The organism is Campylobacter concisus, assembly GCF_015230035.1.
GTDB classification, from domain to species: domain Bacteria; phylum Campylobacterota; class Campylobacteria; order Campylobacterales; family Campylobacteraceae; genus Campylobacter_A; species Campylobacter_A concisus_BK.
Map to the genome: position 1 here is coordinate 36,798 of NZ_JAAKZD010000009.1, position 16,149 is coordinate 52,946.

Below are 16,149 nucleotides of genomic sequence, written 5' to 3' on the forward strand. Positions count from 1 at the left end.
AATTTTTATCTATTATATATCTTTAAGCTTTTTTTGAATTTAAGAGATAGACGACAAAAAGAACAAAAAAGCTAATTATTAGCATCAAAAGGGCATAGATGTGAGCTTTGGTATAGTCAAGCATCTCAACCGCCTCAAATATCGCGATACTAGCGACCTTGCTCTCTCCAGCCACGCTGCCACCTATCATCAAAACCACGCCAAATTCGCCCATCGTATGAGCAAAACTAACGACGATTGCGGTTAGTAAATTTGACCTGATACTTGGCAAGATCACTCTAAAAATGGTCGTGAGCTTGCTTTTGCCAAGGCTGTAGCTCGCTTCAAAAAGGCTCTTTTTTAGGCTATTTAGCCCAGCATAAATGGGCCCAAACATAAATGGCAGCGAGTAGATACAGCTTGCCACAACAAGGCCGGTGAAGTTAAAAACTAGCCTCACGCCAAAGAGCTCTTCGATAAATTTACCAAAGGCCGAGTATGGCGAGAGAAAAATAAGCAGATAAAAGCCAAGAACGCTTGGCGGCAGTACCAAAGGCAGCGAGATGATAGACTCTAAAAATGCCTTACCAAAAAATTTCTTTTGCGACATAAAATAAGCTAGCGCTACGCAAAAGAAAAATAGGATAAAGGTCGTGATAAAAGAGAGTTTTAGAGATAGCCAAAATGGCTCGTAGTCGATAGATAGTAGCTCGCTCATCATGCTTTTACCAAATTTACGCCAAAGGCTTTTGTGCTAACTATGGCGGTGTCGCCAGCTCTTAGCCCACTAGCTTCTGCACTACTTAGCACGACTTCACAAATTTGGCGGTTTATTAGCACGTTTGCCACAAAAATGGCGTCGCGCTTTTTGATCTCCAAAACCTTAGCGTTAAATGCAAATTTCTGCGATCCAGCACTTTTTAAAAATATCTCACTCGCACTGCCAGACCTTGAAATTTTGCCATTTTCAAGGACAAAAACCTTGCTACAAAGCTTGTAAATTTCAGCTATGTCGTGACTTACCAAAATAACGCTCATCTTAAACTCATCGTGAAGTGCTAGCAAATAGTCTTGTAGCTTCTCACGCATAGCGTTATCTAGAGCACTTAGTGGCTCATCAAGTAGTAAAATTTCAGGCTTTCTCATCACCGCACGTGCAAGTGCTACACGTTGCTTTTGACCACCTGAGAGCTCGCCTATCTTGGCGTTTTTTAGACTCTTTAGCTCGCAAATTTCAAGCAGTTTATTTGCTAAATTTTCATCGTTATTTGCAAAGAGTAAATTTTTAAAGACGTTCATATTTTCAAAAAGGGCGTAGTCTTGAAACAAAAAGCCGATATTTCGCTTTTGCGGGGCTAAATTTATCTTTTTGTCAAAAAAGATCTTATCTCCGACCTTTATCACGCCACTTTGCGGGGTTTCAAAGCCAGCGATGAGCCTTAAAATCGTGGTCTTGCCTCCGCCACTTGCTCCATAAAGTGCGACAAACTCGCCACTTTCAAAGGCAAGCTCAGCCTCAAGCATAAATTTACCGCCACCACCATTTAGCTCTTTTTTGCAAGAAATTTCTATCATTTTTAAGCGCTTATGTGGATACTTGTTGATTTAACATAGGCAAATACCTGCTCACCTACCACTAAATTTAGCCCTTTTAGAGCGTGATCTGAGATGATAGCCTCAAAGCAAAGCTGCTCACACTTTAGATTAACTATACTTAAAATTTCGCCGCGAGTTATGCCTACAACCTCGCATTTTAGCTCATTTTCAAGCGAACTAGTTTCAAATTTAAGTCTTGACAATATGACGTCTGAGCTTTTGAAATTTAAGCTCACCTCATCATTTAGGGCAAATTTGCTAGCCTCATTTAAAGCTAGCATATATAAATTTGTCCCTAAATTTAGGCACTCAAGCTCAAAAAAACTGACGCCATCTTTAGAAGAAATTTGAGCGATCTTTGCTTTTATCATTTAGCTGGGACGTTGTAGCCAAATTTCTTGAAAATTTCTCTTGCCTTTTCGCCCAAGATAAACTCATAAAATGCCTTCGCATCAGCGTTATTTTCAGCACGTTTTAAGAGCACGATGCCCTGATCGATCGGAGTGTAGAGTTCTTGAGGTACGAAGATGTAGTTAGTGCCCTCTTTGTATTTTGCCATTTTCTCGCTAAAAAGCGCGCTAGCAGCGATAAACCCAACGTCTGAAGCGCTTAATGCCTGAGAAAGTGTCTCAGAAATTTTTTGAGCATAGACGATGTTTTTCTCTACTTCATCATAAATTTTCGCGTTTTTTAGAGCCTCGATGCTAGCCTTGCCGTAAGGTGCTGTTTCTGGGTTTGCTATTGAGACCGCTTTTAGTCCGCGAACCACTTCTATGCCCTTTTTAAAATCCACATCTCTTATAGAAAAGATCGCCAAAGCGCCTTGTGCGTAAACTTTTGGAGCAGCCACCGCAAAGCCTGTGTCGTAGGCCTTTTGCGCAAAGCCCATATCAGCAGCCATAAAGATATCAGCTGGAGCTGAATTTTGTATCTGCGTGACAAGGCCACCGCTTGCGCCAAGAGTTAGGTTGATCTTAGCGTCTGGATGAAGCTTGTTAAACTCTTTTATAAGCTCGGGAAACGCATAGGTCGTGTTTGCTGCGGCATAGACATTTACCTCTGTGCCAAGTGCATTTATGGCAAGCAGAGCCGCTGCGCATAGAAATTTAAAAACCTTTTTCATTTATACTCCTATTATGATTTGAGATGATTTTACTATCGCTATTAGCGTGTCGCCAACGCCTATTTGCATATCCATCGCGCTATCTTTTGTGATGATGGCAGTGAGCGTCTGCTCGTCGCTTAGTTTTAGCGTGATCTCAGCATTTACAGCGCCTATTTTTGCCTCGATGACCTCGCCCTTTAGCTGATTTTTAGTGCTGATTTTTAGATCAAGATCTTTTGCGAGAATGACAGAGGGCGCTTTAAAGATGAAAACTACCTTTTGACCCACTTTTAGGCCTAAATTTTTCTCGCTCTCAACTGTTATGGTGGCTTCAAGCGTGTTGCCATTGCTTAGTTTTGCGGTGATTTCAGAATTTACAGCGCCTCTATTTATACTAACGATCTCGCATGAGAGCTGGTTTCTAGCGCTTAAATTCATACTCATCCTTTGAAGGTTTATGATATCAACATCTTCAAAATCAACCTTTTGGCAAACTTTTTGCAAAAAGTCCTTTTGTGTCTCAAGGATGGCGTCGTAAATTTTTATCAGTTTTTTGGCATATGGACTAAGCTCTGAGCCGCTATTTTTCTTGTTGCCGTCGGCTCTTATGATGAGAGGCTTGCTGCTTTTGTTGTTTATCGTATCTAAGCAGTCCCAAGCGTTTTTGTATGATATGCCGACAACCTCAGCCGCTTTTGTGATGCTTTTTGTCTCTTTTATCGCTTTAAGTAGCGCTATATGCTTTGCTAAAACCTGCGTATCTTCGCCTAGAAATAGCTCTAAATTTATATCTGCTTTCAAATTTTTAACCTCTAAATATATAATAATAATTTGCAAAGTATATCTAATTATATTAATTCACAAGCTTAAAATTACAAATTTTCTTTAATTTCTTGTAAAGTTTCAAGAGGATAAAATCAAGCTGTATTTTATAAATAAATTTTAAGGTTTTATGATGAAATTTTTGCTTGCTATCTTTTGTAGCCTGCTTTTAGCCTGTGCTAGCGCTGATCTGAACGCAAACAGTGAAAAAGATGATTTTGACGTTGAGTTTGAAGCAAAAAAAGATGTTTTTGACCCACTTAGTGGCTACAACAGAGTGATGACAAATGTAAATGACTTTATCTACATAAACATGCTAACTCCAGTTGCAAAAGGCTACGCTTATGTCGTGCCAGCCACAGCTAGGACGATGGTCGCAAATTTCTTTGACAACCTCCTTTTCCCAGTGCGTTTTGTAAATAACCTGCTTCAGTTTAAATTTCAAAACGCTGGCGAAGAGACTTTGCGCTTTTTAGCAAATACGATAATTGGCTTTGGAGGGCTAACAGACGGGGCAAAATACTATGATCTAAAGGCTCACAATGAGGACTTTGGACAAACCCTTGGCTACTGGGGGCTTGGAAGCGGCTTTCACATCGTTTGGCCTTTGCTTGGTCCATCAAATTTAAGAGATACTGGCGGCATGGTTGGAGACTATTTTGCCGATCCTATCAGCTACGTTGATCCTAGGCTTTTATCGCTTGGTATCAAATCTTATAGAGCATTTAACAGCTTTTCACAAGATCCAACTGCTTATGAAAAACTACGCAAAGATGCGATCGATCTATATCCATTTTTACGCGATGCTTACGAGCAAAGACGCGATAAACTTATCAAGGAGTAAGTATGAAAATTTTTAAAATTATAGCGGCGATTTTAATTTTAACAACTAGCCTTTTTGCCCTCTCAAAAGAGCAGATAAAGCCTGAGATAGAGGCAAAGACAACAAAGGTGATCGAAATTTTAAAAAATACAAATTTAGACAACAATGCAAAGACAAAAGAAATTTTCGCTCTACTTGATCCACTATTTGACTACAAACAAATGGCAAAGATCAGCCTTGGCAAACGCTACAACAGCCTAAGTGCTGACGAGCAAGCTAAATTTGACGCTGCATTTGAGCAAAAGCTAAAAAGCTCATATATCGACAAGCTCTTAGGCTACAAAGACCAACAGATCCACATCACTGGAGAGAGTGAGCCTCAAAAAAATAGATACTGGCTCACATCAGAGCTTCTAAATGATGGCAAAAACTATGAATTTGTCTATAAATTTTACGATGCAAAAGAGCGTGGCTGGCTCATTTACGACCTTGATATTGTTGGTGTGAGCATTATACAAACTTATAGAAGCCAGTTTGGCGACGTGCTAAACAATGGCGATTTTAATACGCTTTTACAAAAACTAAACGAAGCGGTTTTGCCTGATCAAAACAAAACTAATCCTTAATGCGACAAATTTTTAAATTTATCATTGCCAAAAACAAGCTTGTTATCTCGCTTGTGCTAGTTCTAAGCGTAGTTTTTGGCTACCTTAGCACAAAGCTTAGCATCGATGCTTCGGCTGAGACCTTGCTACTTGAGCATGACCCAGATCTAAAAGCTTATAGGCAGATCGCAAATCGCTACGACTCGCCAGGGCTTTTGGTGGTCGCTTTCACCCCAAAAGATGATCTTTTTTCGCCTAAAAATTTAGAGCTTATTAAAAATTTAAGTGATGAACTAGCCAAAAACGATATGGTTAGCAGCGTCATCTCTATCTTAAACGTGCCACTTTTAAATAGCGTAAAAGGTGGCGTTACAGGCATCTTAGATCACACGCCAACACTAAGCGATAAAGATATAAATATCTCAAAAGCAAAGCTTGAGTTTGCAAAAAGTCCTATTTATAGCGGAAATTTGATAAGCAAAGATCTAAAAACCACAGCGATCGCGCTAAATTTAAAGCAAGATGATAAATTTAACGAGCTTGTAAATGAGCGAAATTTACTTAGCCAAAAAGAGTCAAACGGCACTATCACGCAGGCTGAAAAAGAGAAATTTAAAGTGCTTTTAGCGGAGTTTAAAGCCTACCGAGATGAGCTTAGAAAGAGCGATCACAAAAACCTTGAAGCCATAAAGGCAGCCATCGCTAAATTTAACGCAAATGACGAGCTGTTTTTGGGCGGCGCAAACATGATCGCTGATGATATGATAGGCTTTATAAAGAGCGATCTTTTGGTTTATGGGCTAAGCGTTTTAGCGCTTCTTAGCTTTAGTTTGTGGCTATTTTTCAGGCAGATTAGATGGATCGTCTTGCCGATGTTTATTTGCGCGGTAAGTGCCATTTTTACGACTGGGATTTTTGGTATGTTTGGCTGGGAAGTGACGGTCATTAGCTCAAACTACATCGCACTTCAGCTCATCATCACCATCTCAACAGTCATCCACCTAGTCGTAAGCTACAGAGAATTTTACGCAAGACATCCAAAATATAGTCAAAACCAGCTTATCTATCTGACACTTCGTGACAAATTTTCTCCATCTTTTTGGGCGATATTTACGACGGTCATTGGCTTTAGCTCATTAATGAGTGCTGATATAAAGCCAGTTATCATGCTTGGCATTATGATGAGTGCTGGCATTAGCGTTTCACTTGTGCTTGCATTTTTGCTATTTGGCTCGGTAAATGTAAATTTAAAGAAGCTTGCTCCTGTTAGGACATTTGAAAATAGCTTTAAATTTACAAAATACTGCGCAAATTTAGCCCTAAACTCAAGAAAGATCATCTACGCAGTTTGCGTGCTTGTTGTCTGCTTTGGCGTTTATGGCATCAGTAAGATAAAGGTTGAAAATAGCTTCATTGGCTACTTTAAAGAGAGCACGCAGATCCGCCAAGGCATGCAAGTCATCGACACAAAGCTTGGTGGCACGATCCCAGTTGATGTGATAGTGAAATTTAAAGAGAGCGAGCCAAAACAAGAAAAAAGTGATGAGAAAGATGACTTTGAAAGCGAGTTTGAAAACGACGCAAAGAGCGCAAAATACTGGTTTAACAGCTACCACACAAGAGTTGCAGAAAAAGTTCACGACTATCTAAAAGAGCAAAATTTTGTAGGCAACGTAAGCTCGCTTGCAACGCTTATAAAGGCGATAAAAGAGCTAAATAACGGCGTTAGTGATGATTTTTTGCTAGCTGCGATGTATGAAAAACTGCCACTTGAGTATAAAAAGATCTTGTTAAGCCCTTATGTAAGCGTCGAAAACGACGAGCTTAGATTTAGCCTAAGGATCGTTGATAGTGATCCAAATCTTAGACGAAATTTATTTCTAAAAGAGCTTAGAGAAGGGCTTTTAGAGCTTACTAAAAATGACAACGTGAGTATCGAAGTTGTCGGTATGATGGTGCTTTATAACAACATGCTTCAAAATTTACTTAGCTCGCAGGTTGATACATTTGGACTAACGGTTGCGATACTTTTTGTCATATTCTGTTTTGTTTTTAGAAGTATCAAGCTAGCAACCATCGCGATAGTCTCAAATTTGATCCCGCTTTGCACCCTTTTTGGCGTGATGGGATTTTTTGGCATACCGCTTGATGTGATGAGCATTACGATTGCTGCCATTAGTATAGGCATCGGCGTTGATGATATCATCCACTACATCCACCGTTTCAAAGAGGAGCTGCTTACAAAAGACGTTTTTGAAAGCATCAAGGCTGCGCACGCTAGCATAGGATACGCGATGTATTACACCTCATTTACCATTTTTCTTGGTTTTAGTGTGATGATAACTAGCAACTTTATACCGACAATTTATTTTGGCTTGCTAACTGATCTTGTTATGGTCTTTATGCTACTTGGTGCGCTCATCATCTTGCCAAGTTTGATAGCAAGCTTTGTGAAAAAGCGCGAGGTATAAATTTATTTGATAACTTTGATAAACGAATAGACATCAGCCACGCCGTCAATGTGCTTAGCGTACCAAATGGCGTGCTTTTCTTGCTCGATGCTATCTACCACACCGCTAAAAACAACGTCACAGCCAACGATGCTAACACGCACATTTGTGCCCTCAACGACACTATCTTTAAAGAGATTTTGCTTTAAATTTGCAAGAATGCTCAGGCTATCGCACGGATACTCGCTCTTTTTTACCCTAAGATAGGTGTAAATTTTGCGCACTCCGTCTGTGCTTTTGGCAAGCTCAACTAGCTTACCTTCAAGCTCTTTGCTATCAACAAGCCCTATGAGATAGGCATCGCCATAAAAGACCTCTATCTCGATGTCGATGTTGCTAAGCCCTTTTGAAAATAAAATTTTGCTTTGTAGCTTGCTTTGGATAAATTTATCACGTGAGATCGAGTAGATGCCGCGTTTATCGCGAGAAATGGAGTATGCGTCATATACATTTAGTGGTGCTGTTGCTGGGGTGAGGACTGAGGAGCAAGAGCAAAAAAATAAGACCAAAAATGCAAAAACGCTAAATTTAGAAATCATAAATCCTTTTGTAATTTCAAAAAGTTTATAGAAAATGGGCTAAAATTTATCTAAATCTGCTAAAATAACACGCACGGAGGATAAAGTAATCTGGTGATGCTCACGGGCTTCAAACCCGATGACTGGGCGGTTGACCGTCTGGTGGGGAGTTCGATTCTCTCATCCTCTCGCCACTTTTACTTCTTTTAATTTCTACTTTTTAAATGATTTTTTGATTTTAGGCGCAGCTAGCTATTAAATTTTAAAAACGAAGGTTACAAATTTAAACCATTGTCTTTAAATTTCAAAGTTTAAATTTTTATATCCAAAACGTGCGGTTCTTCGCTCTCTTCTTCGCTATCAAGCTCGTCTTCTAAGACCTCTTCATCTTTAGTTTTTGCGTTTTGCTCTTCGTTCTCAAACTCGCTCGCCTCTTCTTCGCTTTTTTGACGCTCGTGCTCTTTTTCAGGGTCTATTTTATATGACTCCTCCATCGGACGCACCTCTTTGATCTCCTCATTTTGCTGGGTGGCTAGCTCAGATGCCATTAGCGCTTGCATGTCAAAGCGTGCTTGCTGGTTTGCATGCACCTGCGAGACGACTGGGGCGTTTTGGTTGATGAAGTTGCTGTTTCCTAAAGGTGTTACCGCCATTTTTAGCCTTTATTTATGATGATCGTTTTGTAGTTTGTGTAAGTGACATTTGCGCCATTTTCACGCCTTAAATTTTCACGTTTAGTGTAATCCACCTCGTATCTGCCAGCCCCTTTTACGCTAAATTCCACGCAAAATTTAGCAGCCATCTCTAGCACGTCTTCTGGCACTTTGCTCTTGTTTGTTTTTATGATGACGTGAGCGCTTGGGGCGTCTTTTAGATGAAGCCAGATGTCATCTTTTTTGGCAAGATCGAGCAAATTTATATTGCCTTTTTCATTTCTGCCAACTAAAATTTTAAACTCTCTAACATAGAAAATTTCAGCATTTTCGCTTACATCTTTTATATGTCTCTCTCTTTGTTTTGCCTTGTTTTTTGGGCTTAAAATTTCAAGCTCGTAAGCACTATTTGCCTCTTTTAAAAGTGACTTTAGCCCTTCTAAAAACTCGATCTTTTCACTTAAATTTCTCTTTTCTATCTCCACGCCAAGGGCTTTTGCGCGAAATTTCTTTGATCTTGTATAAAATTCATTTGCGCTATTTTTGGGTGTATCGCTAAGAGTTAGTTTTATCTCGTTGCCATCAAAATCATTAAGACAAATTTCTCTCTCATAGCCCTTAAAATTTGCCAAATTTGCAAGCAAGATCGTGCCGTAGTTTGCAAACTCCTCGCTCTTTTTCATAAGCTCATCTTTATCTTCAAGCGAGCATAAAATTTCTCTCATGCTATCTATCTTTTTTTGCACGCTAGTAAGCTTTGCCTCTTTTAGACTAGCCATCCTTGCTTCATTTATCCTAGCTGCTTCACTTTTAAAAAACTCATCAAAGTCCGTTATAGGCTCGCACGGCTTTTCTTTGATGGCGATGGCTGGCAGCTCTTTTAAAACCTCGCCAGTTTCTATCTTGCGGTAGCTATTATCGATGTGCCTTAGTGCCTCGATGATCACGCTATTTTCATCAGTTATCACGGCGTTTGTAAAGCGGCCTGTAAATTCAAGATAAAGGATGAAATTTTCGCTTTTATATGAGCCACTTTGTGTGCAGGTAAATTTTAAAATTCTATTGTCTTTTAGGCACTCGACGTTTTTTATGTGCGAGGCGTTAAAACGCTTTTTTAGGACATTATCAAAGGGTGCTTGATAAATTTTCGCCTCTTTTAGCTCACCGTCTTTATAGATAACAGAGTTTGACTTATTTAGGTCAAAAATGATCTTTTCGCCGCTAAATTCGATAAGTATAGCCATGTTGCTTACGCGCTTTGCTTGGCTGATCTTTTTAAATTTTGATAGATAACTTGCTATTTGAACTAAATGTGCGTACTTCATGCGGGGATTATATCAGAAATGTTGCAAAAATGTTTTAATGAAATGTCCTAGCTGGTTTGCTAGGACAAAAGTTAAAATTTGTTTTTAGCCACCTCTTTAACGATCTGATCAGCGATCTCATCGACCTCGTTTGTGGCTTTGTTTGTTTGATTTGCCACTTCGAGATTTTCTTTTGTTAGGTTGTCGATGTCGGCAACCAGTGTGTTTATCTGAGCGATCGCTATGGTTTGCTCGTTTATCGCTGCACTCATATCATCGATGTTTTGCGTTAGGATGTTTGCATTTGCTTCGATCTCACCAAGGCTTTTTTGAGTGCGCTCGGCTAAATTTCTAACCTCATCAGCCACAACCGCAAAGCCCCTGCCATGCTCGCCCGCACGTGCTGCTTCAATGGCAGCGTTAAGGGCTAGTAAATTTGTCTGATCGGCGATGTCGTGGATGATGGTGATGATATTTTTTATCTCCTCAGACTGTCTTTTGACATCATCAGATCTTGCATTTACCTGCCTCATAGATGCGCTCATTTGTTCAACCGCAGCCGCACCCTCAGAGAGCGAAGTTGCACTCTTGTTTGCCTTAGTCGTTAGCTCTTGCATGTAGCCTTTTAGCGCCTTTGCGCGGTCTTCTAGCAGTTTTGCGACATCTTCATTATTTTTTAGCATCTGCGCGATCTTATCGCCAAGTGCGTCGATGCCTTTTGCGATGACGCCCTCGTCGTTTATCCTAGCGGTAAAGTCATTTTTAAAGTAAATTTCTAGCGCTTTTAAGATGTCATGCTCATTTGAAGCGATATTTGTCTTTAGCGAGTCACGTAGATCGCCAAATGCCTCTTTTAGCTTTAGCAGAGCTTGGCTATTTGTCGTCGCTTCAAGCGTCGCTCTAAAGTCGCCACCTTTTATCTTGCTTACAAATTCTTGCGTTTTGGCTAAAAACTCGCGCTCGTTATTTAAATTTTCTTTTGTGCTCTCTATATTTTCATTTATGATAGCAGCCATAACGCCTAGTTCGTCGCTGCTTTTTAGCTTGATAGGCTCGACGTTTGAAGTTTTGTTGTTTATAAATTTAAAGACCTCGATTAGCCCATTTTGTATCGTTAAAACTGGCCTTAAGAAGTATCTAACGACCACCATAATAGCGATGATGACTGAGATCAAAAATAGGCTAAACATCAAAATTTGCTTATTTGAAGCGCTTTTTATCTCAGCTACAAACTCATCAGCATCAGCCACTATACAGACGTTCCAGCCTGTTATCTTTTGCTTTTGGCAGTAGATCACATTTCTCATGCCGTTATAGAAAAATAGCGAGACCTTGTCGCCATCTATGCTGTTTTTCATATTTTCTTTGATGAGATTTTTGTAGGTTTCATCTTCTTTTGAGACCAAATTTATATCAGGATGAACTATCACTTTGCCAGCATCATCGGCGATCATGATGTTTGAAGTTTTGGTTGTTTTTATCTCTAAAAGCTCTTCGCTAAGGCCGTTTAAAAAGATATTTGCGCCAATTACCGCTACAAGCTTATGGTTGCTATCAAAGATAGGAGCGTAGGCTGTGATGGTTAAATTCTTTGTCGTGACATCTACGTATGGCTCTGAAAATCCAGGCTTGCCGCTGCTGCTAGCACCCTGAAACCAGGCCCTTGTGCGGCCGTCAAAATTTGGTATCAAAAATGGCTGGTTGTTTTTCAAAAGATCAGTCTTGATGACGTTGCCGTTATCTGCATAGCCCACAAATAGCGCGTCAAATGGCGAAATGACAAACGCACCCTTTAGTGCCTCAGCTATATCGTCCCTGTTAGCATAGGTCTTTTTGTCCTCAAGCTCTTTTGCAAAGGTTTGCACCATGTGAAGTCTTGATTTTAAAAACTCATCGACAAAATACATCGTCGATTTTAGCCCAGTTTTGCGCACATTGTTGTAGGACTGAATTTTTTCCGATTTGGAATTTGAGTAGTTTATGCTAAAAAATATGCCTATGCCTATTAGCATCCAAGCTGTCAGCAAAAAGGCTATCTTGTTAGACAAGCTAGAAAAAAGTCTTTTCATCTTAAATCCTTTTAAAATTTTCGGCGTATTTTATAATAAAAGTTAAACAATATCTCTTAATTTTTATTTTTAAGAAAAAATAGCAAAAAGTAGCTAAATAACGCTTGTTATGATAAATTTTGCTAATTTTTATTAATTTAATTATCCAAAGTAATAAACAGAGTATTTTAGGGACTTAGAATAAAATTTAAGGCTAAATTTGACGTTGAATTTATTTTAATTGCTTAAATTATAATTTTAAAATATATAAATAATAAAATTAGTATTTTTATGGTGATTGTGAAATTTTCATAAATATAATGTAAATTAATTCATAAAAAATTAAATTGCAATTTTATATAATGATAACTATTTTTAAAATTATTAATTTTTAAAGGAGACCAGTTGAGTAAATTTCGCATTAGTATCGCACTTTGTTTTGCGATTTCGGCTTTAAATGGCGCTGATGTAAATTTAGAAGGCGTGAGCGTAGAAGATAGCGCGGATGATGGTTATAGAGCCACAACTAGCGAAGTTGGCAAGACAAATACACCCATCCTTGAGATACCACAAACCGTAAATGTCGTGACGGCTCAGCAGCTAAAAGACAAAAAGCCAGAGACATTAGCAGAGAGCCTTCAAAACGTGAGTGGCATAAGCTATGGCAATACAACAGGCGGCGTATTTGATGCTATCGTCAAGCGTGGATTTTTTAGCGAGCGTGACGGCTCAATAATGCGCAATGGCGTGCCAGCAGGCGTTATGGATAGCTTTAATAAGACAGTTGAAACGGTTGAAGTATTAAAAGGTCCAGCTAGCTTACTTTACGGTCCACAAGATCCAGGTGGCGTTATCAATATGGTAACCAAAAAACCACTTTACGACCGCATTCATAATGAAATTTGGACGGGAATAGGAAATAGAAAATATCGGGGCATTGGATTTGATATGACAGGACCGATAGCAGATAGCGGATTTGCTTATAGATTAATCTTTGATTATTCAAAAAAGGATTATTGGAGAAGCTTTGGCGATTTTGAAAATCTCCTTATAGCTCCGACCATCTCATATAAAGGCGATGATTACCGAATAAATTTAGGCTATACGCACTCGAAAACGACTAAACCTTACGATAGGAGCGCATATATATTACCTAAAGCAACCGCCGGATATGCAGCGGGAACTATTTTTGGTGCTGATAAACAAAGATTTGATGAAAAAGAGGCGTATATTGACGCCAAAACCGATACTGTAGATTTAAATTTCGAAAAAAATATCGGCGAAGCATGGCTTTTAAAAGCCGCGTATGCACTGACTAGATCTACACATAAGTATTCAGATATCATCGTTACCAATCCTAGAAATTTAACAAATGCCGATCGTAGATATCAATATTTCGACGATTTTATACATCGCACCCACGCTGGCAGCGTTACGCTAAATGGCATAGTTGATACTGGCACAATATCTCATAACTTACTATTTGGTATCGATTACAAAGACTACTATAGGGCAAGATCTGGCGCTTGGTCTAATACGATAGGTAAGATAAATTTATTAAACGGCATTGCGGCGTCTGGCACATCTTGGTCGGCTACTTCAAGACAAAACAATATAATAAAAGTTAAGCAAAAAACCGTCGGAGGATATGTCCAGGATAGTATAAATTTAACCAACAATCTTATATTGTCTCTTGGTCTTAGATATGAGTACTACGATTCATTAGGCAAAAGAAGCATAACCGGTAAGCCAGTAACAGATCAAACCGATAAAGCTCTAACCTATCAGGCGGGACTTTTATATCTCATAACGCCAGAGTGGTCCGTCTATACAAACTATGCTACGAGCTTTAAACCACAAGTATCGACTACTACAGGCGATAATATAACAAATGCCGATCCAGAGAAGGCAAATCTATCGAAGTTGGAAGTAAATTCCAAAACGATAGCATAACCGCAACATTAGCTGGCTTTAAGATAGATAAGAAAAATATCGGTAGAACCATAACGGAAAACTCACAACCAGTTGGAGAAGCAAACATCTAAAGGTGTTGAATTTGATTTTAACGGCAGAATAACAAGCGGACTAAGTCTATCTGCTAGCTACGCTTATACAAAAATTAAAACCGAGAAAGACTCGTATATCGGTATGATCGGTAAAACGCTTGAAGGCACCCAAAAACATCAAGGAAGTTTATTTGCCAACTATGATTTCACTCATCTAGACGTAAAAGGACTAAGGCTTGGTGGTGGAGCAAGATATTTTGGCTCTTGGTATACGTATTTTTATAGCACGGCGACTAACACAGCTACGCAATTTAAGCTTCCGAACGCAGTCGTATATGATGCATTTATAAGCTACGATACTAAAATAGCCGGCTACGAGACGAATTTCGCATTTAACGTTAAAAACCTAACGGACAAACTATACTTTACGTCTTCTTCAACTGGAACAACTTCAAATATGCTACCAGTTCAAATGGGCTATGCTCGTCAGTTTATGCTCACTGCGTCGGTTAAATTTTAACTTCACTAAGCCTTTTGGCTTGGTGAATTTTCTTTAAATTTAGCTATTTTTGTTAAAATCGCCCCAAAATTTAAAGGAAATTTATGAAACAAACTATCACCGAGAAAATATTTTCAGATCACGTTGGCAAAGAGGTAAGCGCTGGAGAGATCATCGAGAGCAAGATCGATATGATCATAGGCAACGACATCACGACGCCTATTTCGATCAAGCAGTTTGAACGAAGTGGCGCGACAAAGCTAGCTAACCCAGACGGCTTTGCTATCGTGATGGACCACTACATCCCGACAAAGGACATCCTAAGCGCAAATCAAGCCAAAATTTCACGCGAATTTGCCTACAAACACGACCTTAAAAACTATTTTGACGAAAAAGATATGGGCATCGAGCACGCGATTTTGCCTGAAAAAGGACTAGTCATCCCAGGCGACGTCATCATCGGCGCAGACAGTCACACCTGTACGCACGGCGCTCTTGGAGCGTTTAGCACTGGCATGGGTAGCACCGACCTAGCTTATGCGATGATCACTGGCAAAAACTGGTTTAAAGTGCCTGAGAGCATCAAAGTCGTCTTTAAAGGCAAGCTTGATAAGCACGTCTATGGCAAGGACCTCATCCTTGAGATCATCCGTCAAATAGGCGTTGATGGCGCACTTTACAAGGCGCTTGAGTTTAGCGGCGAGGTGATAGATGGCCTTAGCATGGATGATAGATTTTCAATGTGTAACATGGCGATCGAAGCTGGAGCAAAGAGCGGTATCATCGCGGTTGATGAGATAACAAAAGAGTTTTTAAAAGATAAAAATTTACGCGATAAACCAAAATTTTTCTACTCAGATGAGGGCGCAAAATACGACAAAATTTTAGAGATCGATGTCACAAATCTTGATCCAGTCATCGCATATCCATTTTTGCCAAGCAACGGCAAGAGCGTAAGGCAGGCTGTTCGCGACGATCTAGCTATCGATCAAGCATTTATCGGCTCATGCACAAATGGCCGTTTAAGCGACCTTCGCATCGCAGCGCAAATCCTAAAAGGTAAAAAAGTAGCCCGCAAAACAAGGCTCATCATCACTCCAGCTACACAAAAGATCGCAAGAGCTGCTGAAAAAGAGGGGCTTATCGACATTTTTATAGAAGCAGGAGCGGTTGTGAGCAACCCAACATGTGGCGCTTGTCTTGGCGGATATATGGGCATTTTAGGTGCAAATGAACGCTGCATATCAACGACAAATAGAAATTTCGTCGGTCGTATGGGCGATAGGACGAGTGAAATTTATCTAGCTAACTCGGCTGTTGTGGCGGCTTCAGCGATAGCTGGTAAAATCGCCGATCCGCGCGATCTTTAGAATTTAACGGCTCGTCTCGCGAGCGTTTTTAACGGAGCTAGTAAAAATTTAGCTCGATAGACTAAAATGTCTTATCTTTGCTAAATTTTTACGTCGCTTCTGCTTGCAGTTGCGACCGCAAGGGAAGCAAAGCCCTTAAACCCATCTCACGATACTTTGCCTTATCTTTTTCACAAATTTTGATGAAATTCCTTCTGAAAATTTCGTCACAACATCTAAATCTATCTTAAAATCTTGCCGCCAAATTTTAAAACCCATCTCACAATGCTTTGCCTCATCTTTTTGACAAATTTGATGAAATTTCTTGTGAA

Annotated in this window: 13 protein-coding genes, 1 tRNA gene and 2 pseudogenes; 6 read left to right on the forward strand and 10 right to left on the reverse strand. The window is 39.6% G+C overall.

Translation table 11 applies throughout. The annotated features are described in order from the left end of the window. Positions 1-22: 22 nt before the first annotated feature. From modB to G6W41_RS07235, 5 genes are read right to left on the reverse strand one after another with little or no spacing between them, the layout of a single operon-like run. Entirely contained in the window at positions 23-697 is a 675-nt protein-coding gene (modB, locus tag G6W41_RS07215) for a molybdate ABC transporter permease subunit (RefSeq protein ID WP_194171106.1), read from the reverse strand. Then, complete coding sequence (locus tag G6W41_RS07220) at positions 697-1,554, reverse strand: sulfate/molybdate ABC transporter ATP-binding protein (protein WP_194171071.1); 858 nt, start codon at positions 1,552-1,554, stop codon at positions 697-699. Before G6W41_RS07220 ends, modB begins: the two co-directional genes overlap by 1 nt. 2 nt (positions 1,555-1,556) lie before the next feature. After that, a complete protein-coding gene (locus G6W41_RS07225) occupies positions 1,557-1,946 on the reverse strand; it encodes a TOBE domain-containing protein (protein WP_194171072.1) in 390 nt (129 codons plus the stop codon). Further along, positions 1,943-2,698: a molybdate ABC transporter substrate-binding protein gene (gene modA / locus G6W41_RS07230; protein WP_194171073.1), complete on the reverse strand. Its 756-nt coding sequence runs from the start codon at positions 2,696-2,698 to the stop codon at positions 1,943-1,945. Before modA ends, G6W41_RS07225 begins: the two co-directional genes overlap by 4 nt. After that, positions 2,699-3,481 (reverse strand): TOBE domain-containing protein, encoded by a 783-nt coding sequence (locus G6W41_RS07235; protein WP_194171074.1) that lies wholly within the window; start codon positions 3,479-3,481, stop codon positions 2,699-2,701. Positions 3,482-3,635: 154 nt separating this feature from the next. Here G6W41_RS07235 and G6W41_RS07240 point away from each other — a divergent pair, with 154 nt between their 5' ends. From G6W41_RS07240 to G6W41_RS07250, 3 genes are read left to right on the forward strand one after another with little or no spacing between them, the layout of a single operon-like run. Then, on the forward strand, positions 3,636-4,346 hold the full coding sequence (locus tag G6W41_RS07240; protein WP_194171075.1) for an MlaA family lipoprotein: 711 nt from the start codon (positions 3,636-3,638) through the stop codon (positions 4,344-4,346). A gap of 2 nt (positions 4,347-4,348) precedes the next feature. Beyond that, entirely contained in the window at positions 4,349-4,951 is a 603-nt protein-coding gene (locus tag G6W41_RS07245) for an ABC transporter substrate-binding protein (RefSeq protein WP_194171076.1), read from the forward strand. Continuing rightward, positions 4,951-7,401 (forward strand): efflux RND transporter permease subunit, encoded by a 2,451-nt coding sequence (locus G6W41_RS07250; RefSeq protein WP_194171077.1) that lies wholly within the window; start codon positions 4,951-4,953, stop codon positions 7,399-7,401. The genes G6W41_RS07245 and G6W41_RS07250 overlap by 1 nt, the downstream gene beginning before the upstream one ends. A gap of 2 nt (positions 7,402-7,403) precedes the next feature. Here the strand turns inward: G6W41_RS07250 and G6W41_RS07255 are convergent, their stop codons facing one another. Continuing rightward, positions 7,404-7,979 carry a BON domain-containing protein gene (locus G6W41_RS07255; RefSeq protein WP_012140469.1) on the reverse strand — a complete coding sequence of 192 codons (576 nt, stop codon included), beginning with the start codon at positions 7,977-7,979 and terminating at the stop codon, positions 7,404-7,406. A 75-nt stretch (positions 7,980-8,054) separates the two neighbouring features. Here G6W41_RS07255 and G6W41_RS07260 point away from each other — a divergent pair. Further along, positions 8,055-8,152: transfer RNA gene (locus tag G6W41_RS07260), tRNA-Sec, on the forward strand. A gap of 117 nt (positions 8,153-8,269) precedes the next feature. Here G6W41_RS07260 and G6W41_RS07265 read toward each other — a convergent pair. The 4 genes and pseudogenes from G6W41_RS07265 to G6W41_RS10510 form a co-directional block, all read right to left on the reverse strand. Next, complete coding sequence (locus G6W41_RS07265) at positions 8,270-8,611, reverse strand: hypothetical protein (RefSeq protein WP_194171078.1); 342 nt, start codon at positions 8,609-8,611, stop codon at positions 8,270-8,272. 2 nt (positions 8,612-8,613) lie between these two features. Then, positions 8,614-9,936 carry an NFACT RNA binding domain-containing protein gene (locus tag G6W41_RS07270; RefSeq protein ID WP_194171079.1) on the reverse strand — a complete coding sequence of 441 codons (1,323 nt, stop codon included), beginning with the start codon at positions 9,934-9,936 and terminating at the stop codon, positions 8,614-8,616. Between the two features lie 71 nt (positions 9,937-10,007). Beyond that, complete coding sequence (locus tag G6W41_RS10505) at positions 10,008-11,222, reverse strand: methyl-accepting chemotaxis protein (RefSeq protein WP_430733019.1); 1,215 nt, start codon at positions 11,220-11,222, stop codon at positions 10,008-10,010. Continuing rightward, positions 11,211-11,984, reverse strand: a pseudogene (locus G6W41_RS10510) (cache domain-containing protein); the annotation flags it as partial. The pseudogene G6W41_RS10510 and the gene G6W41_RS10505, both read right to left, overlap by 12 nt. A gap of 462 nt (positions 11,985-12,446) precedes the next feature. Between G6W41_RS10510 and G6W41_RS07280 the strand changes: the two are divergent. Together G6W41_RS07280 and leuC are read left to right on the forward strand one after the other, a co-directional pair. Then, positions 12,447-14,489, forward strand: a pseudogene (locus tag G6W41_RS07280) (TonB-dependent siderophore receptor). Positions 14,490-14,572: 83 nt separating this feature from the next. After that, positions 14,573-15,838 (forward strand): 3-isopropylmalate dehydratase large subunit, encoded by a 1,266-nt coding sequence (gene leuC, locus G6W41_RS07285; protein ID WP_103589905.1) that lies wholly within the window; start codon positions 14,573-14,575, stop codon positions 15,836-15,838. Positions 15,839-16,149: the final 311 nt, after the last annotated feature.

Excerpts from the sequence above, each read along its gene's own strand:
- modB (WP_194171106.1), bottom strand. The coding sequence starts at position 697 with ATGAGCGAGCTACTATCTATCGACTACGAGCCATTTTGGCTATCTCTA.
- G6W41_RS07220 (WP_194171071.1), bottom strand. The coding sequence starts at position 1,554 with ATGATAGAAATTTCTTGCAAAAAAGAGCTAAATGGTGGTGGCGGTAAA.
- G6W41_RS07225 (WP_194171072.1), bottom strand. The coding sequence starts at position 1,946 with ATGATAAAAGCAAAGATCGCTCAAATTTCTTCTAAAGATGGCGTCAGT.
- modA (WP_194171073.1), bottom strand. The coding sequence starts at position 2,698 with ATGAAAAAGGTTTTTAAATTTCTATGCGCAGCGGCTCTGCTTGCCATA.
- G6W41_RS07240 (WP_194171075.1), top strand. The coding sequence starts at position 3,636 with ATGAAATTTTTGCTTGCTATCTTTTGTAGCCTGCTTTTAGCCTGTGCT.
- G6W41_RS07245 (WP_194171076.1), top strand. The coding sequence starts at position 4,349 with ATGAAAATTTTTAAAATTATAGCGGCGATTTTAATTTTAACAACTAGC.
- G6W41_RS07250 (WP_194171077.1), top strand. The coding sequence starts at position 4,951 with ATGCGACAAATTTTTAAATTTATCATTGCCAAAAACAAGCTTGTTATC.
- G6W41_RS07255 (WP_012140469.1), bottom strand. The coding sequence starts at position 7,979 with ATGATTTCTAAATTTAGCGTTTTTGCATTTTTGGTCTTATTTTTTTGC.
- G6W41_RS07265 (WP_194171078.1), bottom strand. The coding sequence starts at position 8,611 with ATGGCGGTAACACCTTTAGGAAACAGCAACTTCATCAACCAAAACGCC.
- G6W41_RS07270 (WP_194171079.1), bottom strand. The coding sequence starts at position 9,936 with ATGAAGTACGCACATTTAGTTCAAATAGCAAGTTATCTATCAAAATTT.
- G6W41_RS10505 (WP_430733019.1), bottom strand. The coding sequence starts at position 11,222 with ATGAGAAATGTGATCTACTGCCAAAAGCAAAAGATAACAGGCTGGAAC.
- leuC (WP_103589905.1), top strand. The coding sequence starts at position 14,573 with ATGAAACAAACTATCACCGAGAAAATATTTTCAGATCACGTTGGCAAA.